Source organism: Sphingobium sp. TKS (assembly GCF_001563265.1).
Taxonomy (GTDB): Bacteria; Pseudomonadota; Alphaproteobacteria; order Sphingomonadales; family Sphingomonadaceae; genus Sphingobium.
This window is the reverse complement of sequence record NZ_CP005083.1, coordinates 912,747-936,205: the sequence shown is the minus strand read 5'-3', so window position 1 is coordinate 936,205 and position 23,459 is coordinate 912,747. Positions and strand designations below refer to the sequence as shown.

Below are 23,459 nucleotides of genomic sequence, written 5' to 3'. Positions count from 1 at the left end.
CCTTCGCATTTTGAGAACCTGATGATTAGTCAAGTAATGGATAGGTGAGCATTACTTCACGTATGGACGGACATATTCCGGCGACATCAACCGGACGGTATGTCCATGCGCTACCAGCGCACGGCCCATATGGTGGGCACCGCAACAGGCCTCCATCGCCACAACGCATGGCGCGAGTGACCCTGCAAAGGCGATGACCGTCTCACGTCGCATACGCCTGCGAACGACAACCCTACCGGTGCCGTCCAGCCCCACCACGCTGCAGCTGTTCTTGCCGAGGTCGATCCCCAGAACTGAAACTTCCATGACCTTCTCCTTCCTCAAACGATCCGATGTCGGTTAAGCAACAACGGTTCGGTTAAGGGGCGGGCCATCCATAAAGGGGGGCCTTTGCGCAGGCTCTTGGTCGATCACGCGGCGGCTTTACGTGCAAGGTCCACGCCCGCTGTGACAATCAGGGACGCCCTATCGGCTTCATCCTGACGGGCGGTGAAGCGTCCGACTATGGCGCTGTCGATGCCCTGATGGCGATCCCCGTCGCCAAGCCCAAGGCGCTGTTGGCCGACAAGGGCTATGACAGTGATGCTGTCCGCGAAAATCTGCTGATGCACGGCATCCTGCCGATCATCCCGCCCAAGGCCAATCGCCGCGAACCCATTCACTGCGACTTCCGCCGCTATCGTGACCGCAACCGCATCGAGCGCATGTTCGGCCAACTCAAGCAGTTCCGCCGGATCGCAACCCGTTACGACAAAACAGCCCTATCCTTCGCAAGCTTCCTGAACCTCGCCGCCATTCGCAGATGGTTGCCACACTTTGTCAACGCGGCCTAGGTCATGGCCTAGTGTCCTAGGTGCGAAAAAAGGGGCGGTGAAACTTTAACCGCCAGAAATAAGAGGATAAAAAATTGGAATGCGGAAGGGCTCGGCCATAGGATCTCGCGACGGTTCACCGCGTTGTTCGGGGCAACCCCGCTATCCTCCAAGCCCGAGCATAGCCCGCTTAGACTGTCAGCCGTGGACCGAGGAGACCTGCCGCGGTGACATTGTAGAGCCAAGGCTGTGAGTGCGTCTCGAGCGGCGGCGGGCCCGGCAGCTCCAACCGCTTGGTATAGTCGGTCTTCGACACGCCAAAGCTCAGTTCACCGACGCCCTGCCAGCGACCTTCATAGGTGATCCCACCTGTCCATTGGCGCACGCGGTTCTAGATTCGCTCGGTGAAAGAGAATTCAGGCTCGACCGGCCTGCTCCCCGATCCGGGTTGGGCCGTAGTCGATCACCGCCGAGCCGGAATATTGTTGCCGCAAATCGCGCCCGCGCGCTGAGAGGTGGATGACGTGCAGCCGCCGTCCTTCGATGAAGCTGCGCGTCACCCGCAACTCGCCGCTAATCGATTTGAAGCGGCTGCGAGGATCAGCGATCATCGTCCGATTGGCGACGCCGTCGCGCGTCACGCCCGTCAGCAGGTTTGCGAACGTCGTTCGATCATCGAAGACCGATCGTAATAGCCCAGCGCGCATAAGGCTAAGGCGACCCGGCACGATAGGCACCGCGGCGTCCGCCTCGATCGAGGCCAGCCGCAGCTGTGCACATTGGCGACCGTCGATAGCGATGCCACGTCCCCGGCCTCCGGAAGCTGTAATCAAAGATCCCTGTGGGGGAGGGAAACAGTTACGCCGCTGCGCTCGCGGCCGAGACCGGCGGGGACGCCATTCCTCCCGAAAAGCTCGCTTCGCCGATGCTGGCGAAGTTTATGGCGAGCGACCGGGGCTCTCCCACCGCCATGATACCAAGGGCTGAGCCGTCCGGCTAGGGTCAATTACCCAAGAACCGTCTGCGGCGCTCCTGGGCATCGACCTTGATAATCGCTTCCTCGGCATTGGCGCATTCGCCGCCGCGCACCGAGCCGTCGCGGCATCCGGCCACGACCTGTCGCGCTTCGTCGAGATGCGCCATGAAATACTTTGTCCCGCGCGCCTCGCTCGATGCCGGTGACATGGGTGTCAGCGCACTGGCGACGACGGTTGCAGGCGATGGCGAGATGACAGGCCGCAAGATGAATCCGCCCGCGAAACCGATCGCCAAAGTGACGATCAAGACGATGATTGTCTTACCTTGCGACATGGCTTTGCACTCCAAAGATCACTGGCTCATCTTACTGGAATCTCGGTGGAAAATCAAAAGACAGCGCGTATTGCGTTTTGATGAACCCAAGGGATCGTCGAAGCGCAGGATTGCCGTTATCGTCTCGCCAGCAAACCGCGCCAACTTTCGTGCCCTCGATCAATTGCTCACTCCCCCGACTTTTTCTCTCTAGCCGTCTCAAGCAATGGAGACGCAAGCGAAACTAACGGCCAGTCAGACTTTCGCCCGACATACCCGCACGCAGGCTGGCGGTCTTCCCGGAGCACTGCGACGCATTCGGCGTATGCGGGCATCGGCCCAAACTTCCCGGACATACACGATTTTTTTGGAAAAGGTGTGCCGCGTCGCGCGCCGTCTGCTTCCGCTAGTCGCCTGACGGAAGTCTGCCTGTCCGCAATCGTTGAGAGTTTCAGACGCCGTGAGGCGTCAGAAAGTCGACGGTGCCCGAACCCGCGGTTCCCGCGCGTGATCTATGGGGATTTGCGTTTTGCGCGAGCCTTGGGGTGATGGATGTCTGCCCCAAAGTGGACGGTATCGAAAGCAGACCGGCGGTTTTTGAGCACCTCTGACGGTCGTCTCAATGAAGACGGTCCGCTTATGAGGCGACTTCGTCTGCTTTTCGGGTGACGAGGCACGAGCGTAGCGGTCCTCCGGAGCACAAGGCCTTCGGAGGGTGGAAACGATATGCCGCGCCGGGTCACGACGTTGTTCTCCCGGTGGGCGCCGGCGGAGATGGCGGTCCGCGTGGGTGATACCGTCGCTCAAAGGTCTCGATGATGACCATGTTGCCACCGCAGCATGGGCATGGCGGACATGAGCCTGAAGCGTCCGGCGGCATTTCTTCGGCGGCGGGTGGCTCCGTCCCCAGCAGGCGGCGAGCCCGTTCGAGATTCTCCCTTCGAGCACCGCTGGCGAGCAGGCCGTAATGACGGATACGATGGAAGCCTCTGGGCAGGTCGTGCAGCAGGAAGCGGCGAATGAACTCCTCGGCGGCAAGCGTCATGACCTGTTGCCGGTCTGTGCCGTTGCGGCGGTAGTCTTTGTAGCGGAAGACGACCTTGTCCCCGTCGAAGGCGAGAAGCCGGCTGTTCGAAATGGCCACGCGGTGGATGTAGCGCGACAAATAGGCGAGTACCGCTTCGGGACCGGCAAAGGGTGGCTTGGCATAGACCACCCAGCGCTTCTTTCGCACCGGAGACAGGTGACGCAGGAAAGCCCGGCGGTCGGCGAGATGTGCCATACCGCCGAAGAAGCCAAGCTTGCCGGCCTGGTGGAGATCGAGGAGCCGCGTCAGGAACAGGCGGCGGAAAAGAGCTCCCAATACGCGCACGGGTAGCAGGAACGCCGGGCGGGCTGAGATCCAACGTTCGCCGTCGAGCGAGAGCCCGCCTCCGGGCACTATCATGTGGATATGCGGATGGTGGGTCAGGGCTGAACCCCAGCTGTGGAGCACCGCCGTGATGCCGATGCGCGCGCCGAGGTGTTTTGGGTCAGCAGCGATGGTTTGCATGGTTTGAGATGCGGCACGAAACAGCAGGTCGTAGAGCTCCCTCTTGTTCTGCAGCGCGATGGAAGCGACCTCAGCGGGAAGGGTGAAGACGACATGGAAATAGCCGACCGGCAGCAGGTCGGCTTCGCGCTCGGCCAGCCATGTGCGTGCGGCTGCGCTTTGGCACTTTGGGCAGTGCCGGTTGCGACAGCTATTATAGGCGATGCGCCAATGACCACAGTCTGTGCAGGCTTCCACATGCCCGCCCATCGCTGACGTACGACAATATTCAACCGCCGACATGATCTTCAGCTGGTGCAAGCTCAGATGACCGGCGCGCGCGCTGCGATATGCCGGGCCCGCACTCCTGAAGATGTCGGCGACCTCGAGCGAGGTCCGCACCTGGCTCAGCCGTCCGTTGCGGCTCCAGACGGCAGCAGCAGCTTGTCGAGTGGACTGGTGATGGAGCGCACCGTCTTGGTGGCGACGCGCGTGTAAAAGGCGGTGGTGTTGAGCTTGGCATGGCCGAGCAGCGCCTGGATGACGCGGATATCGACACCGTCTTCGAGCAGGTGGGTCGCAAAGCTGTGCCGCAAGGTGTGCATGCCGACACGCTTGTTGATGTCGGCCGCCAGAGCCGCCTCGACGACGACACGATAGAGTTGCCGCGTGCTCAGCGGCACCTGGGCGTTTTGCCCCGGAAAGAGCCAGCCATTTTCTCGCATGATGCCTTGCTGGCGACCAGCACGCCACCAGTCCCTAAGCAGCAGGAGAAGCCCCTCGGGAAGCATGGCGTTGCGATAGCGCCCGCCCTTGCCACGCTCGATGCGCAGCAGCATGCGCTTGCTGTCGACATCGCTCACCTTGAGCGCTGAGACCTCCGATACGCGCAGGCCCGCGCCATAAGCCACGGACAATGCCGCCTGGTGCTTCAGGCACGTGGTGGCTTCGAGGAGCCGTTTCATCTCCTCAAGGGACAGGACCACCGGTATCTTGCGGATGTGAGCGGTCCGAACCAGCTTGCGGGCGAGCTCAGGTCGGTCGAGCGTATGGGTGAAGAAGAACCGTAGCGCTCCCACCACGCTGTTCATCGTCGGCACCGGCACGCCAGCATCCTGCTGCTCGATCTGGAACCGGCGGACATCTTCCGCCGTGGCTGTATGCGGCGAACGTCCCAGCCAGGTCGCGAACCGCCCAACGTCCCGGAGATAGTTGCGCTGCGTCTCGCGCGAGAAGCGGCGCAAGGTCATGTCGTCGATGAGGCGCTGGCGCAGCGGGCTATGGGGGACAACGGGTATGAGGTCGGTCATCGTGAGGCTCCTCAGTTGAAGGAACCTCGATGGTCTGCTCGCGCCCTACCGCCCTCAACTCAGGACCTGCCTACCGCCTGGGCCTTAACCTGTTCCCGAGCACCCCTCCCGCGCAGCGGGTTCGTGCATCGCCCAGAACCCGACTCGTCGAAACGTCGGCTAAGCCATTGTCGGGTTCGTAGATCGAGCGGCGCGAGACGGCGCCAATAGACGATAGTTGGCATCTCCCGGCGGCTCTAGGGTAGTGCTATGGCGAAGGTAAAGTGCCCATCCTCATCGGGCGTGGCCCGCCACCGGCTTACTCCCCCCGCCCTAATCGGCGTCCGGATTGCGGAAGTTGAGGCGGCGGGTCACGGTGTAATCCAGCACGCCGACCAGGAAATAGCTGATCCACTGTTTGATCAGGGTCGGCAGGCTGCGCTGGGCGCGGTGTGTCGCCAGCGTGATCTGCCGGCTTTGCTCGACGCGCCGGTCGATGAAGGCGCGCATCGCTTCAGCAAAGCCCGCATCCTCCACCCGCAGCATGATCTCCAGGTTGAGGAACAGGCTGCGCATGTCGAAATTGGCCGAGCCGATATAGACCGCGTCGTCCACCACGATCAGCTTCATATGCAGCTTGCAGGGCTGATATTCCCATATCTCCACCCCGCGCTTGAGCAGGGGGCCGTAGAGCAGCCGCGCCGCCGCGACGGTGGCGCCATTGTCGGACCGGGAGGGCAGGACCAGGCGCGACCCCTTCCACCGCGCCGCATAAGCGAGGCGTTTCAGCATCCCCCGGCCCGGGGAAAAATAGGCCGCCACCATGTCGAGCCGCCGCGCCCGCTCCAGATCATGCTTCACCAGTTGCGCCCAGGGGCTGAGCCGCCGGGTCGGGCCGCCGATCACCCAGCGCATCGGCTCGCCCGCAACGCTGTGGAGGGGGCTGTGCCAGTTGCGCACCATGCGGCGCAGCGTGCGGAAACGCTGCTTGCGCGTCGAAACCCAGCGCCAGAGCTGGCCATACCAGCTCGCCATCGCCTGCACCTGCGGCCCTTCCACCAGCAGCCCGATGTCGTGCCAGCAATCCTCCGCCGGAATCCCGAAATAGCCGTCCTCGACATTGAAGCCGCCCATCAGCAGCCGTCGGTCGTCGGCAATCGCCAGTTTCTGATGATTGCGGATCAGATAGCGCATCGAGCGGCGCGCGCCGAAGCGGCCGAAATGCCCGCCCGCCGCCGCCAGCGGATCGAAAAAGGCGAGCGGCGTGGCCCCCGATCCGAAGGCATCGATCATCAGCGTGACCGCCACTCCCCGCGCCCGCGCCGCGACCAGCCGGTCGAGGATCAACTGCCCGCTGCCGTCCGCGGCGAAGATGTAATAATAGAGCTTGAGGCTCTCATGCGCGCCGTCGATCAGGTCGACCAGCGCCTGCCGCAGCGCCGGTCCCGCCTCGATCACGCGCAGGCGGTTGGCGTGCAGCGACAGGCCGATCTGCTCCTCGCCACGCCGCGGCTCTGCCTGCCCGATGCTTGCCATGCTCCGTTCATGCCCGCATTTGGGGCGGCTGGCCACGACTTTATGGGCTTTTCATTGACTCTTGATGCGGGCGCTGTTAGGCGCGCCTTTCACGATTTCTCTTGGTTCAGGAGCGCCCGTTTGGCCCGCGTTACCGTCGAAGATTGCGTCGACAAGGTTACCAACCGTTTTGACCTCGTCCTGCTTGCCGCGCAGCGCGCCCGCGAGATTTCGGGCGGCGCAGAGCTGACTCTGGACCGCGACCGCGACAAAAACCCCGTCGTCGCCCTGCGCGAGATCGCGGAGGAAACCGTCCTGCCGGTCGATCTGCATGATTCGCTCGTCGCTTCGCTGCAGAAGGTGCAGATCGACGACGACGATACGCCGGACGAAATCGGTTCGATCGCCCAGTCGGCGGAGGCTCTGCGCCTGACCGCCGCCGCGCCGCCGCGCAACCAGAATATCGGCGGCGATTACGACGGCTGATCCCGTTCATCAGTTTGGAGAGGGAATGAGGCTCGGCCTGCGCTAGCAGGACCGGGCCTCACCGTTTTTGGGGTGGGGTTTGGGCATGGCTGCTGGCGACCAGAAATGGCCATCCAGATTGACAGTCATATTCCCCGAAAGCAGATGTCGGTTTGGAGATTTAGGATTATTCGAATGGCTTATAGAGGCAAAGCAATAATCGGGGCCAACCTAGGGCTGTTGATATATGGGGCCGCTTCAGTTCTTCCCGTAGAGTGTGTTCGCGCCCAACCCAAGCCTCCGGTCTTTTTATCGACTTCGTTCTGTGATCGAATGGATGTCCTCAACTGTGACGTCGCTAAGAGATTTAGCCATGATTTCACGATGCAAAACTGGGGAAGCATCGAAAAATATATCGATGAAAGATCAACCATCAATTATAAAAATGGTAAAAATGATTTTTCCAGTCAATCAGGATTGAAAGGCATTAAGGATAGTTCACGGATTATCTATTCAGAATTCAGAGATATTCGTTTAATATCATGCCAGTTTATCACTAAACTTGAACCTGATAAATTCATTTTAGTCTGTGAATTTTCTTTGAATGATGCAAAAGCCGCCCGCGATGGTAAAAAGCAAATGCAAATTGCCCTTTCCGTTCGAGAACAAGGAATCATCGATTACGTGGGGTTTAGCTTTCCTAAGATCATGAAAACTGCGACTGATACGCCATAGGACGTGATGCTGGACATATCTCGGCAGGAATTCGCACTCGGCTCCCAGAACCGGACTGTCGCCAATCCACCCTTTTAGCGTCGCTCAATTCCGGCTCGCTCCACCGAAAATCTCAACCCACGCCCATCGACGCCAGAGGCTCCGACAACGCGTCGTTCCCATCGTTCAATCCCACCGCAGGCGATGCAACCGGCCTGCGCCGCCTTGTCCGTGTCGCCGCGCTTCCCGGTCCGCCGCCGACCAGCTTTTGCAGGTCGATCATCCCGCGGGACAGGGAGATGCCGCGCGGCCCGGCGATGAAGCGCGGCTCCCAGCGGGGGGCATATTTGTCCTTATAGGCGCGCAGCCCCTCAAAGCCGTAGAAGCTCTCGCCATGGCGGAAGAAGAAGGCGCCCGCCTTGGCCCAGAAGGGCGAGAGACGCCGCGCCTCTATGCCCGAAAGCGGGGCCAGGCCCAGGGTGAACCAGTCATAGCCTTGGCTGCGCGCCCATTGCATCAGGCGGATGAACAGGAAGTCCATCGCGCCATAGGGCATTTGCGTCGCATGGCGCATCAGGTCGACCGATAACTCGCGGCGATTGGCGGTCGCCCAGATATTGGCGAAGGCGACGATGCGCCCATCCTGCCGGACGAGGGCGCAATCGCAGGCCGCGATATAGGCCGGGTCGAAGCGGCCGACGCTGAACGCCTTTTCGCCATGGCCCTTGGCGGTGAGCCATTCGTCGGAAATCGCCTCCAGTTCCTCCAGCAACGGCGGGACGGCGGGCGCGGGCACGATCTCAAAGATCGCGCCTTCGCGCATGGCGCGGCGTTCGGCATAGCGCAGCGGCTTGGCGTCCGGCCCCTCCAGCGTGAAATGATGCAGGTCGACGCGGGCCTCCTCGCCATATTTGACGATGGCGAAACCCAGGTCGATCGCCAGCGGCAGGGCGTCGAGGCTCAGTTGATAGAGCAGCAGGCGGCCCTGTTCGGCATCCGCCATCTCGCGCAATTGCCAGAGCAGGTCGGGCCATTCCGTCCGGTCTCCGACAGGGTCGCCCATGACGATCCAGCTATGCCCCTGCACCTGATACATGACGAAGGCCCGGCCAGTGTCGGAGGTCAGGAACAGCTTGTCGCCGGTGGTCGCAAGGAAGGCGTCGGTCCGCTCAGCCAGCGCCAAAGCGTCCGCGCTGAAGGCGGTGGAGGGGCGGTCGACATGCAGGGGCGCGGTCGCGGGGCGGAACATGCGCCAGAAGGCGGCGCCGACCGCCAGCACCGCGCTCGCGAGGCCTGCGCGCAGGAAGCGGGCGGCGTTGGCGTGCGGGCCGAAATGCCACCATATGTCGTTCTGATAATCGACATGCTTATAGGCGAAAAAGCCGATCCAGATCGACAGGCCGACCGCCACCGCCAGCGTCGCGATCCAGGCGGGGGTCAGCGCTTCGGCAGTGAAGCTGGTGCGGCGGTAGAAGGCGCCCCGCGTCCATTGCAGCAGCGCGGCGATGAGGAGCAGCGCGCTCGCTTCCTCATAGTCCAGTCCCTTGATCAGCGAGAAGAGCGCGCCCGCCAGCAGCAGCGCTCGGGTCATCCAGAAGGCGGCGTCGAGCCTGCGATAGAGGCCCGATGCCAGCAGGATCAGCAGCGTGCCGATGATGCTCGCGGCGAAGTGGGACGCCTCTACGAAGGTCAGCGGCAGCCAGTCGGTGACGATGTGCATGCGGTGCTGGATCGCGGGCAAGGCGCCGGAAATCAGCAGGATCACGCCGCCCACCGCCACCAGCAGCGACAGCATGACCGGCGCCATGCCGGATGCAGCCGCCTGTGCCCCATCCAGCACCCGGCTGACGGGATGGCGCCAGCTATTGCCTTCATGCAGGGCGATGGCGATGACGCCCAGCAGCAAGGGGATCAGATAATAGATCAGGCGATAGGCGATCAGCGCCGCCAGCAGGCTGGGCCTGTCCACATCGGGCAGGGCGGCGAGGATCACCGCCTCGAATATGCCGAGGCCTCCGGGCACATGGCTGACCAAAGTGACGATGATCGCCAGCGCATAGGCCAGGAACAGCGTGGGATAGAGCGCCGGTGCGATGCCCGGCACCAGGATGAACAGCGCGGCGCTGGCGGCGGCGAGGTCGATGCTGGCGACGCCGATCTGGGCGGCCGCCTGCGTCCTGGTCGGCAACGCCAGCCTCCAGCCGAACAGGCGCGGTGCGCGGCCGGGGCCAAGGACGAACAGCGCCGCCATCGTCAGGATCAGGATCGCCCCGCCCGCCAGCCTTTGCAACGGCATGCCGATCGTCCATCCCATGATGCCGATATCCGCCGGATGGACCAGCATCAGTGCGCCCGCCAGCACAAACACCCCGCCCCAGAAGGACAGGCCCGCCGAGGCGATGATGCGCGCAATGTCGCCGCCCTCAAGGCCAGCAGCGGTGTAGATGCGGTAGCGCGCCGACCCGCCGGTCAGCAGCGACAGGCCCAGATTATGGCTGAGCGTGTAACTGCAGAAGGAGGCGAGTGCCGCCGTCCGCCACGGCAAGGGCCGCCCGACGATCCGCAGCGCGACATAGTCGTAGAAGGTGAGCGCGACATAGCTCGCCGCCGTCAGCGCCAGCGCCCCGGCCAGCCGCCAGCCCGCGATCAGGTGCACGGCATGGCGAATATCCTTCAGCCGCACCTCCGCCAGCAGGCCGTGCAGCGTCACCAGCCCCAGCGCCGCCACTGCCAGCGTGACGGCGACCGTCAGCGGCGCTTTCCAGGCCTTGATCCGTTCGACCAGGATCATATCGTCAGCCCCTTGAGCATATGAGTCACCAGCAGCGGGGCGTTGCGGTCGAAATGATGGCCGCCGGGCACGACCACCATCTGCGCCAATCCTTGGGGGATGGAGGGGCAGGCGCTGTCATTTTCCAGCGTTCCGCGCACGCAGAGCATGGGCAGGCCGCGCAGCCGCGCTATGGCGGGAATGGTCGGATATTGGCGGTTCGAATCCATGTTCAGCCAGCTACTCATGTGAAACTGGAAATCGGCGCTGGGGCTGAGGCCCAGCAGCGAGAGACGCCGCACCTGAGCGCGCTGGGGCGCGGGCAGGCCGCCGACGATATAGGGCAGCACATCCGCGCCGAAGCTGTAGCCGACCAGCAGGACGCGGGGCCGCCGCCAATGGCGGGAATAGCCCCGGATGATGGCGCTGAGATCGCGGGCGGCGCCGTGGGGCGTGCGCTCGCTCCAGAAATAGGACAGGCTGTCCACGCCGACGACGGGGATGCCCGCTTGGGCGAGCTGGCCCGCCACATCCTTGTCCAGCCCGACCCAGCCGCCGTCGCCCGAATAGATGACCGCCATCATGTCGGTGCGCGGCGCGGCGGCGTCGGTGACGATGTTCAGCGGCAATCCGGTGGGCAGCGCGGCATCGGCGGGTGGCGCGGCGAGGAAAGGCCGAATCTGGGAGAGCAGCGCGACCTCCCCCTCTCCCCTCGCGACGGTTACCAGCCTGCCGCTGCCGGTGCGGGCGACGAAGCGCTGCAATGCGGGGCGCGGGGCTTCGGCCAGCGCGATCCAGGGCGAAGGGAGTCGGCGGCTGGGGGCGAAGGCGAAGCCATGATGGGGACGAGCGATGGCGGCGACCTTCAGGCTGCCCGACCGGCACCAGGACCGGCCACCGTCCAGAAGCGGCGTGAAGTCCTGCGAGAACACCGCCTTGTACGCGCCATTGGGTCCGGCGGCGAGCGTCGCATAGGCGAGCGCCGCCCCTTCGCCCCGGCCGATCAGGATCGGCTTGCTGTACATGGGCAGCGCCAGCCGGTGTTGCAGGTCGCGAGCCAGGGCGATGATGCCGTAATTGGGATTGATGCAGCGGTGCGAAGCCTGCAACGCCGTCAGAAAGGAGGGGGTGGAGATGCCCGCCACCAGCGCGCCCCGCGCCGCCAGGGCGCGGGCGGTGTCGGCGCTGTCATCGTCCCAGCCATTGCTGCCTGAGAGCGCCAGCACCACTCCGTTCGGCACGCCCGCGGGCCGGTAGACTGCGATTAGCCCCATGGGCGGAAGGCTGTAGCGGCTTTCCGCGATCGGTCCCGTCGCGCCGGGCACAGGATCGGCCGCCGCCCGCGCCGGGTTCATTACGTTGACGGTCGACAGCAGCAAGCCCGCCCCCGCCAGCAGGCCGGGTATCAACCAGAGACGGGCGTGGCGAAAATCGATCATGACTGCCCCGGCAACCGCTCGATCCGGGTCCAGAGCTGCGACTTGCAGATCAGACCGCCCAATATGCAGCCCTTGACCCGCAACTGGCCCGGCGAAAGCTGGCTGATCTGCGAACTGAAGCGGCGGCCCAGATCGGGGACGAAGACGGTGCCGCGCCATTGTCCCTTGCCCTCGGCGCGATAGTCTTCCAGCAATTCGGTGCCGACCAGCCGGGCTGTGCCGCCGTCGCGCGCATCGGCCTGCGCTTCGCGGTCGGCCCAGACGATCCAGCCGCACAGCCGGTCGCCGCAGGGTCCGGTGCGCACGGCGACATTATTATGCGGGCCGAGCCACAATCCTTGGGGTTGTCGGCCTTCGGGCTGAGGGACCGGCACATTTGCGGCCGTAGCCAGAAGCGCCAGCGCTGCCCAAAGCCTCCCCATCGCCATATGACCCATCCTTCCCCGGAACGATCACCGCTTCTGGACCCTTTCAGATTGCGGGAGGCTCTGCTCTGTCTGAACTTTTGGCAATGTTCGGGGCGGTTGGCAGGGCGCGGAGCAGGGTTGCCGCCACCAGCGCGCTGTCGTCGCGCAGGAAATGGCCGCCGGGCAAGCCGATGATGCGGACATTGGACTGGCGCCAGCCGGGGCAGAGGCTGCCGCTCTCCGCCAGACCGTGGATGCAGATCACCGGCGCCCAGTCGAGCGCATGGGCGGCGGGCGCGGCCGGGCCGTCGTCGCCAAAGTCGAACACCCCGCCCGGCGTTGCGCGGAACAGCATGGTGTCGGCGGGCACGATCAGCGCGACCATGGCTATCCGGGCGCGCAGCGAAGGCGGCAGGCGTTCCAGCCCGGCGAGCAGCATGTTCGCGCCGAAGGATTGCCCGGCCAGCACCAGCCTGCGCGCGCCGGGCAGGGCCAGGGCGCGGCGGGCCGCCTGCTCCACCAGCTTGCCGCTTTCCTCCGGCGATTGGCGGCGGGCGAAGGCGGTCAGAGAATTGAAGCCCAGCACCGGCAGACCGCCCTGCGCCATATGACCGGCGATCACTGGCCCCATGCCCGCATTGAACCCCATATCGCCGGAGAAGAAGACCGCTACGGTGCCGCCCTCCCCTGGTGTCGTAGCCGGAACGACGGTGAAGACCCGTCCGTTCGGATAGCCGAGATAGCGGCAATAGGCGGCAGCGCCCGCGAGCAGCGCCGCCAGGAATGCGAGCGCCAGAATGAAGCGAGGTCGGAGCCGAGTCACATCTTCAATCTAGGCCGTAAACTCATTAATGTCGCGCTCGAGGTTTGAGGCAAAAAGGCCCAGCACAAGGAGAGAGGGCGCAGGAATATGTCGATATTTCAAGCCCTCTCGACGCCGGGATGGGCCTTTTTGGTCAAATCCGCAGGACGCCAAAATGGCTTCCATCTCGAACCAAAATGCGCTTGCAAAGGTGTCCAACCTTCGCGGCGCGCATTTCGGCCCGATATGTTCGCCATTTTGGCGCCTCGAACGCGACATTCATGAGTTTACGGCCTAGCGTCGGTCATTTTCCTGTAAACGCCCCGCATCCGGAGGGAATAGACCGCCCCCGCCCCGCGTATACCGGGCATGAACAACGCCGCCGACCTTCGCGCCGACCATATGCGCCTTCCCGAATCCCGCCTCGCGCTGACGGGCGCGCTGGGCCGTCCGCTGCGTGTCGCGCTGTTTTCCGGCAATTATGATTGCGTGCGCGATGGCGCCAATCAGGCGCTCAACCGGCTGGTCGCCTATCTGCTGCATCGCGTGCGGGCGCAGGTGCGCATCTATTCGCCCACCGCGCCGCGCAAGGCGTTCGAGTCGGTGGGCGATGTGCGCTCCGTCCGATCGATCAGCATTCCCGGCCGTCCCGAATATCGCGTCGCGCTGGGTTTCCCTCCCGCCACCCGGCAGGATTTTGAGGCGTTCGCGCCCGACATCGTCCATCTCTCGGCCCCCGACCTGCTGGGGCGGCAGGCGCAGAAACATGCCCGCGCACAAGGCATTCCGGTGGTCGCCAGCCTGCACACCCGCTTCGAAACCTATCTCGACTATTACCGCCTGTCCTTCCTGCGCGGGCCGGTGGAGCGCTATCTCGACCGCTTCTATGGCGATTGCGACCGGATTCTCTGTCCCACCTGGCCGATCGCGCGGGACATGGAGGCCCGGCTCGGAACCGGGCGCGTCGCCCTGTGGGGGCGCGGCATCGACCCCACCTGTTTCCGCCCGGCGCTGCGCGATCAGGCTTTGCGGTCCAGCCTCGGCTATGATGCGGAGGATATGGTGCCGCTGTTCTTCGGCCGGCTGGTGCTGGAAAAGGGTCTGCGCATCTTTGCCGAAACCATCGACGCCGTCCGGGCGCAGGGGCTGGCCGTCCGGCCCTTGATCGTCGGGGAGGGACCGGCGCGGGGCTGGCTGGCCGAACGGCTGCCCAACGCCACCTTCATGGGCCATTTGTCGGGCGAGGCTTTGGGCCGCGCCGTCGCCAGCGCCGACATCCTCATCAACCCCTCGGTCACGGAAGCCTTCGGCAACGTCAATCTGGAGGCGATGGCATCGGGCCTCGCCATCGTCTCCGCCAATGTGCCCAGCGCGTCGGCCCTGATAACCGAAGGGCGCACCGGCCTGCTGGTGCCGCCCAAGGATGTCGGAGCCTATGCGGCGGCGGTTGCCGGTTTGGTCCGCCAGCCGCATCGCCGCGCCGCGCTGGGCACTGCGGCGGCCGAGGCGGCGGCGCGCTTCACCTGGGACGATGTGCTGGAGGATGTGGCGCGCAGCTATGCCGAGGCGTTGCACATGCCGCTTGCCACCCCGGCGGCCTGGGCGGCATGACAGCAGGATGATGGACGACGGTTCAGACATCAGGGACGATCTGGCCGCGATGCGGCGCTATGCCCGGTCGCTGACCCGCGACGATCAGGAGGCCGACGATGTGGTGCAGGACGCCCTCGTCCGCGCCATCGAGCGGCAGGAGACGTTCCAGCCCGACCGCAACCGCCGCCGCTGGCTGCTCGCGATCGTCCATAATGTCTTCTTCTCCGCCAAGCGGCGCGAGGCGGCGGAGGCGCGGCGCAACAGCCGCTTTGCCGAAACGCTGGTCGACCGGCTGGAGCCGGGGCAGGAGGAACATGCCCGGCTGGTCCAGATTGCGCGGCAGTTTGCCGCCTTGTCCGAACATCATCGCGCCGTGCTGCACCTGACGGCGATAGAGGGTTTCAGCTACCAGCAGGCGGCGGAAACCCTGGGCGTGCCGGTGGGCACGGTGATGTCGCGGCTGGCGCGGGCGCGCGCGGCATTGAGAGAAAGGGAACAGGGGCAGCCGGGTGGAGCTGGCCTCCGGCTGATAGGAGGAAGCGATGACTGATCGCCCAACCGATCTGAAAATTACCGATCAGGAGATTGACGCCTATGTCGACGGCGAGCTGGATGTGGAGCGGCGCTTCGTCGTCGAAACCCATCTCTCGCATCAGCCCGACCTTGCCGCCCGGGTCATGGGCGACCTCAGCGTCCGCAGCGGGCTTTGCATGCTGACGCAGGACGGCCGGCCGGTGCCTGCCGGTCTGGCGGAAATGGCCGAACGATTGGCGCACCCGCCGAAAAGCCGCTGGCGCCGGATGATGCCGATGGGCCTGGCGACATCGGGGCTGGCGGCGGCCTTTGCCGTGTGGATGGTGGGCTTCGAACGCCCGCCTGCCTATGTCAGCTATGCGGTCGCCTCGCACCGGATCGCGATGCTGCGCGCCGACATGAATTCGCAGATCGAAGCGCCCCGCTTCGATGCGCGGGAAGTCGCGCTCAACACCCGCATCGCCATGCCGCAACTGCCCGACGACTGGCATGTCACCGACGTCCAGCTATTCCCGACCGACAAGGCTCCCGCGCTGCTGATGGCGGTGCGCACCGATGCGGGGCACAGGATGACGATCTTCGCCGTGCATGAAAAAACCGCCGCGCCCGAACATCCCGATGCGGTGCGGGAGGGCAGGCAATCGGTGGCCTATTGGCGGCGCGGCGACATGTCCTACGCCCTGACCGGCGATCAGGAGCCGGGGACGATGGACGCGACGGCGGAGGCGCTGGCGCGGATTTGAGGGGGGGGGCTTCATGCAGCACCGCGTTCCTGCGGAGGCGGGAACCCAGATCAGACGTTGGAACTGGGCTCCTGCCTTCGCAGGAGCACGGTGTGCAAATAAGATTTAAGCGACTCTATCCCGCCTTACGCCGGGAAATTGCCCGCCGTGACGAACTCCGCGATATCCTTGCGGCCGCTCGGCGCTTCGCGTGACTGGAGCGCTTCGGGCAGGATCGCCTTGTCCGCGATGCGGCCGATCGCGACGGCGGCTTCGATGCGGAAACGGTCGGGCACGCCCAGTTCCACCCGCGCCTTGTCGAAATCGACGCCGGTCATGGCGTGGCTGTGATAGCCGAGCCGCGTCGCCTGCAACGCCAGCAGCGCCCAGGCCGCGCCCGCGTCGAAGCTGTGGCTGTGCGAGGGCTTGGCCTCTTCCGAACCCGGCGCGGCGATCAGCGTGTCGGACAGGATGTAGACCAGCGCCGAGGCATTCTGCACCCAGCTCTGGTTGAAGGGCAGCAGCACGCCCAGAAAGCGGTTCCAGTCGGCGCTGTCGCGGGTGGCGTAGAGCAGGCGCCAGGGCTGATAGTTGAAGGCGGAGGGCGCCCAACGGGTGGCGTCGAAGATGGTGTCCAGATCCTCCTGCGGGATCACGGAGGAATCGAAGGCGCGCGGCGACCAGCGGTCAAGGAAAAGCGGTTCGACGGCGCGGGTCACGGCGCGGGCGGTGGCTGACATAATATCTCCCTGAAATCCATGGATGGAGCGGCGCGAAAGCCGTCCGGACGATGGCCGCGATATCGGAAGCGGAGTCGGGAAGGACAAGCCCGTTAGAGCATTTTCACCGCAGATCGAGCGACGGTTCCAAAATCTCCGCCCTATCGCTGGCGTTGTCCTGCATGAGCGCGACGGCGTCAGGCCCGCGATCGATCAGGACGCGGTCCGGCTCCCGCAGCAATTCACGCTTCATGGCGTCGCTCCAGCGACCCCAATGCCGACCGATTGCCGAGCGCCATTCCATCTGTCCTCTCCCCTGCCGAATCGAGACGGCTTCTTATCTAGTTTGCAGGTAGAGATTTGTCTTTCAAGCTTTGCTGATCGAGGGGGTAGAAAAGCTTGATTGGGCGGACATAAAATCCTCCCCCACTCCCGATCATGACCAATATTTCATGAACGGCTCATCGGCCCGGCAAGGCCTGGCGCGTAAAGGCGGACCCCTAAAACAGGGCGACAGCGCGAACCATGAGCAGACCGATCTTCTTCGATCCCACCGGCCGCAGGGGGCTTTGGGCGCGGCGCCTGCTGGCGGGCGGATTGCTTTCGATCCTGCTCGCCGCCATCGCCTTTGCCACCACGCTGGTCGCCGTGCCGTCGGAGCGCGATCTCGCCCTGCCGCTTCCTCAGCCCCATGCGGCGCGCCTGTCGGGCATCTCCACCCTGCGCCGGGACATCGCCAAATGGCTGCCGCATTGGGGCAAGCATCAGGTCCAGGCCCGGCCGCTGAATGTCGGCTTCTACGTTCCCGGCGAAGAAAGCAGCATTGCGTCGCTGCGCCGCCATGTCGGACAGCTCGACTGGGTGGTGCCCGCGCTGATCGCCGTGCCCGGCCCCGGCAAGCCGATCCATGTCGCGACCGATCCGGCGTTCGACCGCATGATCGCCGCCATGCCCCGTCCGCCCAAGGTGCTGCCGATGGTGCAGAATATCGGCAAGGAAAGCTGGGACGGCGCGGGCGCGGCGCAACTGCTGCGCGATCCCGCCGCCGCGCAGGCGCTCGCCCGGCAGCTCGGCGCTTATGTCGCGCGCCGCCATGAGGCCGGCATGGTCATGGACTTCGAATCGCTGCCGGGCAGCGCCATGCCCGGCTATCTGCGCTTCCTCCACATGCTGCGCGCCGCCATGCCCCATGGCACGAAAATCGCGCTGACCGTGCCCGCCGGCGAGGAAGGCTGGCCGCTCGCCCGCTTCGCCGCCGTGGCCGACCGGGTGATCCTGATGGATTACGACCAGCATTGGCAGGGCGGCGAGCCCGGTCCGATCGCCGCGCAGGGCTGGTTCGCGCGGCAGGCGGAGATCGCCTTGCACGAGATCGGCGCCAATCACATCATCGTCGCGCTCGGCAGCTATGCCTATGACTGGCATGGCGCCGAAGGCCGCAGCACCGCCGATGCGCTATCGCTGGACGAAGCCTGGCTCGCCGCGCATGACAGCGATGCGCGCCCGCTTTACGACGCGGCCAGCGGCAATGCGGGCTTCGCCTATGACGAGGCGGGGCAGCGCCACCAGATCTGGATGCTGGACGCCGCCGCGAGCTGGAACGAACTGCTGGTGCTGAAGCGCCTCGGCATCCAGAGCGTCGCCTTGTGGCGGCTGGGCAGCGAAGACCCCGGCATCTGGGCGGACCTGACCGCCTGGCGCAATGGCGGCCGCCCGAACCTGAGTATCGTAACGAGTATGCTCAGCACCGATGTCGAGGGGGCGGGCGAGATATTGCGGATCACCGCCACGCCGACGGAGGGCCATCGCGCCGTCGCCTTCGGGCCGCAGGGGGCGATCGAGCATGAAAACTATGATGCGCTGCCAACGCCCTATCAGGTACAGCGCACCGGCGCGCAGCATCCGAAGATGCTGGCGCTGACCTTCGACGACGGGCCGGATGCGGACTGGACGCCGAAAATCCTGAAAGTGCTGGAGCAGATGCATACGCCCGCGACCTTCTTCGTGATCGGGGAAAATGCGCTGGAACATCCGGGGCTGCTGCAACGGATCGTCGCGGACGGGGATGAGATCGGCAACCACACCTACGACCACCCCAACCTCGCCACCTGGTCCGAGGAGCCGACCCGGTTGCAGCTCAACGCCACGCAGCGGCTGGTGCAGGCCTATACCGGGCACAGCATGCGGCTGTTCCGCGCCCCCTATTTCGGGGATGCGGAGCCGACCACGGCGGACGAACTGGAACCGGCGCTGGCGGCGCAGAAGCTGGGTTATACGGTGGTCGGCCTGCACGTCGATCCCAATGACTGGCAGCGCCCCGGGACCGACGCGATCGTGCGGCAGGTGATCGATCAGGTGCATTCGAACAGCGCCGACCGATCGGAAAATGTCATCCTGCTGCACGATGGCGGCGGCGAACGGTCGCAGACGGTGGAGGCGCTGCCCCGGATCATCGCGCAGTTGAGGGCGGAGGGTTATCGCTTCGTGCCGGTGTCGCAGCTTGCCGGGCTTCCCGCGCAGGCCGCCATGCCGCTGGTCAAGGCCAGCGACCTGCTGGCGGTGCGCGTGGATGTCGCCGTGTTCGTGGTTCTGGCGGCGCTTTCCGCGCTGCTTGGCTGGATTTTCTATGTCGCGATCTCGCTGGGGCTGGCGCGGGCGGTGCTGATGACGCTGCTCGCCTGGTTCCAGGCGCGGCGGGGACGGCCTGTGCCGCCGGAATATCAGCCGACCGTTTCGGTCATCATCCCCGCCTATAATGAGGCGCGGGTCATCGAAACCTCGGTCCGCCGCGTGCTGGCCAGCGACTATCCGGCGCTGCAACTGATCGTCGCGGACGATGGATCGAAGGATGCGACCAGCGCCATCGTCGCGCAGGCCTTTGCCGGCGATCCCCGCGTGACGCTGCTGACGCTCCCCAATGGCGGCAAGGCGGCGGCGCTCAACCGGGCCTTGCGCGAGGCCACGGGCGAGATCGTCATCGCCCTCGACGCCGATACCCAGTTCGAGCCGTGGACCATAACCCGCCTTGCCCGCTGGTTCGCTGATCCGGCCATCGGCGCTGTCGCGGGCGATGCGCGGGTCGGCAATCGGGTCAACCTCGTCACCCGCTGGCAGGCGGTCGAATATATCACCGCGCAGAATCTGGAGCGCCGCGCCCTGGCCGGATTCGACGCCATGACGGTCGTGCCGGGCGCGGTCGGCGCGTGGCGGCGGGCGGCGCTGGACGCGGTGGGCGGCTATCCCGAAAATACGCTGGCGGAGGATCAGGATCTGACCATCGCGATCCAGCGCGCAGGCTGGCGCGTCACCTACGATCCCGAAGCCGTCGCCTGGACCGAAGCGCCCGAAAGCTTCAGGACGCTCGCCAAGCAACGCTATCGCTGGGCGTTCGGCACGCTGCAATGCCTGTGGAAGCATCGCCGCATCCTGCGCGATCGGCGGCCCACGGGGCTTGCTCTGGTCGGTTTGCCGCAAGCCTGGCTGTTCCAGATATTGTTCGCCGCCATCTCTCCCCTCATCGATCTGGCGCTCGTCACCTCGATCATCGGCACCATCGTCCGGGTGCATCAGCATGGCTGGGCGCAGACCAGCAACGACGTGTGGACCATGGGGCTTTACTGGCTGGCCTTCACCAGCATCGACGTGCTCTGCGGCTGGGTCGCCTATGCGCTCGACAATCGCGACGTGGGTTATCCGCCGCATCTGCTGGTCGCGCAGCGCTTCGTCTATCGCCAGATCATGTATTGGGTGGTGGTGCGGGCCATCGCCTCGGCCATTGGCGGCTGGGTCGTGGGCTGGGGTAAGCTGGAGCGGACCGGGCGGGTCGCCGTCGCGCCCGTTCCGTCCGGGGCATGAACAAAGCTTAACATGACTTGGCTCCCCATGAGCATCATCCTTCATCCGGCGGCAGAAAGGCAGATGTCATGCCGCCGGAAAGTGAAGGAGACGATCCATGAAATATCTGATCTTCCCTCTCGTCGCCCTGGGGCTGGGCCTGGGCACGGGCGCCATGGCACAGCCTGCCCCCAGCGCGCCCAAATCCTATCCGCCCTGCTCGAAAAGCGTGACGGACGAATGCATGGGCTCATCGCACGACATGATGCACCACGCCGCCATGCGCCCGTCCCATCGCAAAATCTCCCATCATCGCAAGATGGCAGCGCATCACCGGCCGCATCACATGACCCATGCCGCCCATCACGCCATGAAGGCCAGGCCCGCGCCGAAATCGTCCTGACGTCAGCACATCCGGGGAAGGATGGACTCCCGACATCCTTCCCCGGCCCTTGCGAGACGGGGGAGTGAGGCGGATGGCAAAGCGCTCGATCGACAGGAACGCCACCGGATTGCTGCTGGCCGGGCTTGCCCTGTGCGCGCTGCTGATGAGCGGCGCCTTCTTCCTGCACCTGCGCCGCGCCACGGACGGCCATTTCGAAGCGGCCGCGGCCAAGGCCCGCGCCCTGCCCGGCGTGACCCTGACGGACGGTCATCCCGGCGTCATCGTCACCAGCATGGAAACCGATGGCCAGGCGGCACGGCTGGGCATCAGCGTCGGGGACGGCGTGGTCAGCCTGAACGGCACGCCGATCAGTTCGCTGGATCAGGCCAGCGCCTATCTGTTACACCATCCCCAGCCACGGATAGCGTTGGGGCTGAAACATGCGGATCACATGCGCGTGGTGATGCTGGACCGGCCGGAAGGGGGACGATGAGCCACAAGATATTGGTGGTGGAGGATGACGCCGCCACCGCCGCCTATGTCGCCAAGGGCATGAGCGAGGCGGGCTTCACCGTCGACCAGGCGGACAATGGCCGCGACGGCCTGTTCCTGGCGAGCGACGGCAGCTATGGCGCGATCATCCTCGACCGGATGATGCCGGCGATGGACGGCATGGCGATGCTGAAGGCGCTGCGCGCCGCGGGGATCGAGACGCCGGTCATCATCCTGTCCGCGCTTGGCACGCCGGAGGACCGGGTGGAAGGGTTGACCAACGGCGCCGACGATTATCTGGTGAAACCCTTCGCCTTTGCCGAGTTACTGGCCCGCGTGCAGTTGCTGCTGCGCCGGGGTGGCAGCGGCAGCGCGGTCGTCACCAATTTGCGCCATGAGGATCTGGAGATGGACCTGCTCTCCCGCCGGGTGAAGCGGGGATCGCGCACCATCGACCTGCAACCGCGCGAGTTCCGCCTGCTGGAATTCTTCCTGCGCCATCCCGATCAGGTGGTGACGCGCACCATGCTGCTGGAAGGGGTGTGGGATTATCATTTCGATCCGGGTACGAACGTCATCGACGTGCATGTCAGCCGCCTGCGCCGCAAGCTGGACGAAGGCGGCGAGGCCGGTGGTTCCAGGCCGCTGCTGCATACGGTGCGCGGCATGGGGTATCGGCTGGGGCCGGAGAATTAGGGCGGATCGTTTGCCATTAGTGTTACGTCATGGCTAGGAGCCCAAGGAGCAATCGCTAAAAACCTCCCCTCCCGCCGCTGGTTCGCCTTTGCCCGCTCGACCATCGGGCGGTTCGTGGGCCTGGCCTTCCTCTGCCAGTTCCTGGTGACGGGCGGCGTGCTGCTGTTCGTCCAGCAGGCGAGCCAGCGCACCGTCGTCGCCGCCGACCAGCAGGCGGTGGAGGATACCCGCGACGACCTGCTCGCCCTCCATCGAAGCGGCGGCGCGGCGGCCCTGCGCAGCGAAATCGCGCGCCGCTTCCGCGGTGTGGAGGGGGAACGCGCCGTGCTGCTGCAGACCGATGCGGCGGGGCGCCCGGTCAGCGGCAATCTGGGCGCCTGGCCCGCCAGCCTGTCCGCCGACGGACGCTGGCGGATCATATCGCTCTACCGCATCGGCCGCGACGAGCCGGAGCCGATCGGCGTCATCCCCGTGAAGCTGAAGGGCGGCGGGCAATTGCTGACCGGCATGGTCATTTCCAACAGCCTGCAACTGGCGCGCATCTATGAGGAGGCGCTGAGCGTCGCCTTCATCATGAGCCTGGTGCTGGCGCTGGGCATCGCCATCATGCTGGGCCGCATATTGGCGCGGCAAGTGTCCGACATCGCGCAGACCGCCAATGATGTCGCGGTGGGCGCGCTCGACCGGCGGGTGCCGACAGACGGTAGCGGCGACGCCTTCGACCGGCTTGGGGCATCGATCAACGCCATGCTGGAGCGGATCGACACGCTGGTCACGCAGCTCCGGATGATGACCGACGGGTTGGCCCATGACCTCAAGTCGCCGGTGACGCGCCTGATCTCCGTCGTCGAACAGGCCAGCGCCCAGACGCGCGACGACATCGCGCTCGATGCGTTGGAAAAGGTGCATCATGAGGCGCAGACGCTGCGCTCCATGCTGACCACGGCGCTGCTGATCAGCCGGACCGAGGCGGGCTTTGGCGGCGATCAGCGGCGCGACACCCATGTCGGGGAATTGCTGCGCGACGTGGGCGAAATCTATGGCCCGCTGGTGGAGGATAGCGGCTTTGCGCTGACCGTTTCCGCGCCTGAATCGCTGGTCTTTCCGCTCCATCGCGAACTGGTGAGCCAGTCGCTCGCCAATCTCATCGAAAATGCGCTTCATTATGCGGAGGGCGGCGACCGCATCGACCTGAGCGCCGCGCTGGAGGACGGTCATTTGCTGATTTGCGTGGCCGATAACGGCCCCGGCATCCCGGCGGAAAGCCATGCCGCCGCGCTCAAACGCTTCGGCCGGCTCGACCCGGCGCGGGGCAAGCCCGGATCGGGGTTGGGCCTGTCGCTCGTGGAAGCGGTGGCGCGGCTGCACCATGGCGGCGTGACGCTGGCGGAGAATGGCCCCGGCCTGCGGGTCATGCTGACCCTGCTGCGACCATAGAGTATCCGTGATG

24 protein-coding genes and 2 pseudogenes are annotated in these 23,459 nt (G+C 65.2%); 13 read left to right on the top strand and 13 right to left on the bottom strand.

Annotated features, from left to right (window positions below):
- Nucleotides 1-54 precede the first annotated feature (54 nt).
- Nucleotides 55-306: pseudogene (locus K426_RS04685) on the bottom strand (IS110 family transposase); the annotation flags it as partial.
- 95 nt (nucleotides 307-401) lie between these two features.
- Between K426_RS04685 and K426_RS04680 the strand changes: the two are divergent.
- Nucleotides 402-833: pseudogene (locus K426_RS04680) on the top strand (IS5 family transposase); the annotation flags it as partial.
- 169 nt (nucleotides 834-1,002) lie between these two features.
- Here K426_RS04680 and K426_RS04675 read toward each other — a convergent pair.
- Both K426_RS04675 and K426_RS04670 read right to left on the bottom strand, forming a co-directional pair.
- Complete coding sequence (locus K426_RS04675) at nucleotides 1,003-1,197, bottom strand: hypothetical protein (protein ID WP_066554362.1); 195 nt, start codon at nucleotides 1,195-1,197, stop codon at nucleotides 1,003-1,005.
- 31 nt (nucleotides 1,198-1,228) lie between these two features.
- Nucleotides 1,229-1,540 carry a hypothetical protein gene (locus K426_RS04670; protein ID WP_158511725.1) on the bottom strand — a complete coding sequence of 104 codons (312 nt, stop codon included), beginning with the start codon at nucleotides 1,538-1,540 and terminating at the stop codon, nucleotides 1,229-1,231.
- Between the two features lie 113 nt (nucleotides 1,541-1,653).
- Here K426_RS04670 and K426_RS30180 point away from each other — a divergent pair, with 113 nt between their 5' ends.
- Complete coding sequence (locus K426_RS30180; protein WP_443018189.1) at nucleotides 1,654-1,812, top strand: DUF2274 domain-containing protein; 159 nt, start codon at nucleotides 1,654-1,656, stop codon at nucleotides 1,810-1,812.
- A gap of 2 nt (nucleotides 1,813-1,814) precedes the next feature.
- On the opposite strand, the gene K426_RS32435 is transcribed toward K426_RS30180, so the two are convergent.
- Nucleotides 1,815-1,955: a hypothetical protein gene (locus K426_RS32435; RefSeq protein ID WP_237229783.1), complete on the bottom strand. Its 141-nt coding sequence runs from the start codon at nucleotides 1,953-1,955 to the stop codon at nucleotides 1,815-1,817.
- On the opposite strand from K426_RS32435, the gene K426_RS32430 reads away from it, so the two are divergent.
- Nucleotides 1,954-2,316, top strand: a complete 363-nt coding sequence (locus K426_RS32430) for a hypothetical protein (RefSeq protein ID WP_237229782.1) — start codon at nucleotides 1,954-1,956, stop codon at nucleotides 2,314-2,316. The two genes, K426_RS32435 and K426_RS32430, sit on opposite strands and share 2 nt — an antisense overlap.
- Before the next feature lie 525 nt (nucleotides 2,317-2,841).
- Here the strand turns inward: K426_RS32430 and K426_RS04660 are convergent.
- The 3 genes from K426_RS04660 to K426_RS04650 all read right to left on the bottom strand — a co-directional run bounded on the left by K426_RS04660 (nucleotide 2,842) and on the right by K426_RS04650 (nucleotide 6,458).
- The gene (locus K426_RS04660) at nucleotides 2,842-4,035 is read right to left on the bottom strand and encodes an IS91 family transposase (protein ID WP_066554355.1); all 1,194 of its coding nucleotides are present in this window, start codon (nucleotides 4,033-4,035) and stop codon (nucleotides 2,842-2,844) included.
- 5 nt (nucleotides 4,036-4,040) lie between these two features.
- Complete coding sequence (locus tag K426_RS04655) at nucleotides 4,041-4,943, bottom strand: tyrosine-type recombinase/integrase (RefSeq protein ID WP_066554352.1); 903 nt, start codon at nucleotides 4,941-4,943, stop codon at nucleotides 4,041-4,043.
- 312 nt (nucleotides 4,944-5,255) lie between these two features.
- On the bottom strand, nucleotides 5,256-6,458 hold the full coding sequence (locus K426_RS04650) for a phospholipase D-like domain-containing protein (protein WP_066554347.1): 1,203 nt from the start codon (nucleotides 6,456-6,458) through the stop codon (nucleotides 5,256-5,258).
- A gap of 120 nt (nucleotides 6,459-6,578) precedes the next feature.
- Here K426_RS04650 and rpoZ point away from each other — a divergent pair, with 120 nt between their 5' ends.
- Together rpoZ and K426_RS31175 are read left to right on the top strand one after the other, a co-directional pair.
- The gene (gene rpoZ / locus K426_RS04645) at nucleotides 6,579-6,923 is read left to right on the top strand and encodes a DNA-directed RNA polymerase subunit omega (protein ID WP_007688625.1); all 345 of its coding nucleotides are present in this window, start codon (nucleotides 6,579-6,581) and stop codon (nucleotides 6,921-6,923) included.
- A 105-nt stretch (nucleotides 6,924-7,028) separates the two neighbouring features.
- Nucleotides 7,029-7,637 carry a hypothetical protein gene (locus K426_RS31175; protein ID WP_140404649.1) on the top strand — a complete coding sequence of 203 codons (609 nt, stop codon included), beginning with the start codon at nucleotides 7,029-7,031 and terminating at the stop codon, nucleotides 7,635-7,637.
- Nucleotides 7,638-7,749: 112 nt separating this feature from the next.
- On the opposite strand, the gene mprF is transcribed toward K426_RS31175, so the two are convergent.
- Genes mprF through K426_RS04625 form a run of 4 tightly spaced genes read right to left on the bottom strand, consistent with a single transcriptional unit; the run spans nucleotide 7,750 to nucleotide 13,055 of the window.
- Nucleotides 7,750-10,407, bottom strand: coding sequence for a bifunctional lysylphosphatidylglycerol flippase/synthetase MprF (gene mprF / locus K426_RS04640; RefSeq protein WP_237229949.1), 2,658 nt, complete (start codon nucleotides 10,405-10,407; stop codon nucleotides 7,750-7,752).
- On the bottom strand, nucleotides 10,404-11,825 hold the full coding sequence (locus K426_RS04635; protein ID WP_066554344.1) for a virulence factor family protein: 1,422 nt from the start codon (nucleotides 11,823-11,825) through the stop codon (nucleotides 10,404-10,406). Before K426_RS04635 ends, mprF begins: the two co-directional genes overlap by 4 nt.
- On the bottom strand, nucleotides 11,822-12,253 hold the full coding sequence (locus K426_RS04630) for a DUF2147 domain-containing protein (RefSeq protein ID WP_066554341.1): 432 nt from the start codon (nucleotides 12,251-12,253) through the stop codon (nucleotides 11,822-11,824). Before K426_RS04630 ends, K426_RS04635 begins: the two co-directional genes overlap by 4 nt.
- A 43-nt stretch (nucleotides 12,254-12,296) precedes the next feature.
- On the bottom strand, nucleotides 12,297-13,055 hold the full coding sequence (locus K426_RS04625) for a virulence factor (protein ID WP_237229948.1): 759 nt from the start codon (nucleotides 13,053-13,055) through the stop codon (nucleotides 12,297-12,299).
- Nucleotides 13,056-13,436: 381 nt separating this feature from the next.
- On the opposite strand from K426_RS04625, the gene K426_RS04620 reads away from it, so the two are divergent.
- From K426_RS04620 to K426_RS04610, 3 genes are read left to right on the top strand one after another with little or no spacing between them, the layout of a single operon-like run.
- Nucleotides 13,437-14,645: a glycosyltransferase family 4 protein gene (locus K426_RS04620; protein WP_066561365.1), complete on the top strand. Its 1,209-nt coding sequence runs from the start codon at nucleotides 13,437-13,439 to the stop codon at nucleotides 14,643-14,645.
- Nucleotides 14,646-14,655: 10 nt separating this feature from the next.
- Nucleotides 14,656-15,177: a sigma-70 family RNA polymerase sigma factor gene (locus tag K426_RS04615; protein WP_066561363.1), complete on the top strand. Its 522-nt coding sequence runs from the start codon at nucleotides 14,656-14,658 to the stop codon at nucleotides 15,175-15,177.
- The gene (locus K426_RS04610; RefSeq protein WP_066554337.1) at nucleotides 15,170-15,904 is read left to right on the top strand and encodes an anti-sigma factor family protein; all 735 of its coding nucleotides are present in this window, start codon (nucleotides 15,170-15,172) and stop codon (nucleotides 15,902-15,904) included. Before K426_RS04615 ends, K426_RS04610 begins: the two co-directional genes overlap by 8 nt.
- Before the next feature lie 125 nt (nucleotides 15,905-16,029).
- Here the strand turns inward: K426_RS04610 and K426_RS04605 are convergent, their stop codons facing one another.
- Both K426_RS04605 and K426_RS04600 read right to left on the bottom strand, forming a co-directional pair.
- Nucleotides 16,030-16,623 (bottom strand): nitroreductase family protein, encoded by a 594-nt coding sequence (locus tag K426_RS04605; RefSeq protein ID WP_066554329.1) that lies wholly within the window; start codon nucleotides 16,621-16,623, stop codon nucleotides 16,030-16,032.
- A gap of 103 nt (nucleotides 16,624-16,726) precedes the next feature.
- Entirely contained in the window at nucleotides 16,727-16,906 is a 180-nt protein-coding gene (locus K426_RS04600; RefSeq protein WP_066554327.1) for a hypothetical protein, read from the bottom strand.
- 221 nt (nucleotides 16,907-17,127) lie between these two features.
- On the opposite strand from K426_RS04600, the gene K426_RS04595 reads away from it, so the two are divergent.
- From K426_RS04595 to K426_RS04575, 5 genes are all read left to right on the top strand, one after another.
- On the top strand, nucleotides 17,128-20,457 hold the full coding sequence (locus tag K426_RS04595; protein WP_066554325.1) for a glycosyltransferase: 3,330 nt from the start codon (nucleotides 17,128-17,130) through the stop codon (nucleotides 20,455-20,457).
- Between the two features lie 97 nt (nucleotides 20,458-20,554).
- Nucleotides 20,555-20,839, top strand: coding sequence for a hypothetical protein (locus K426_RS04590; protein WP_066554319.1), 285 nt, complete (start codon nucleotides 20,555-20,557; stop codon nucleotides 20,837-20,839).
- Nucleotides 20,840-20,912: 73 nt separating this feature from the next.
- On the top strand, nucleotides 20,913-21,314 hold the full coding sequence (locus K426_RS04585; RefSeq protein WP_066554317.1) for a PDZ domain-containing protein: 402 nt from the start codon (nucleotides 20,913-20,915) through the stop codon (nucleotides 21,312-21,314).
- Complete coding sequence (locus K426_RS04580; protein WP_066554316.1) at nucleotides 21,311-22,009, top strand: response regulator transcription factor; 699 nt, start codon at nucleotides 21,311-21,313, stop codon at nucleotides 22,007-22,009. Before K426_RS04585 ends, K426_RS04580 begins: the two co-directional genes overlap by 4 nt.
- Nucleotides 22,010-22,123: 114 nt before the next feature.
- Nucleotides 22,124-23,446, top strand: a complete 1,323-nt coding sequence (locus tag K426_RS04575) for a sensor histidine kinase (protein WP_269465590.1) — start codon at nucleotides 22,124-22,126, stop codon at nucleotides 23,444-23,446.
- The last annotated feature ends 13 nt before the right edge of the window (nucleotides 23,447-23,459 follow it).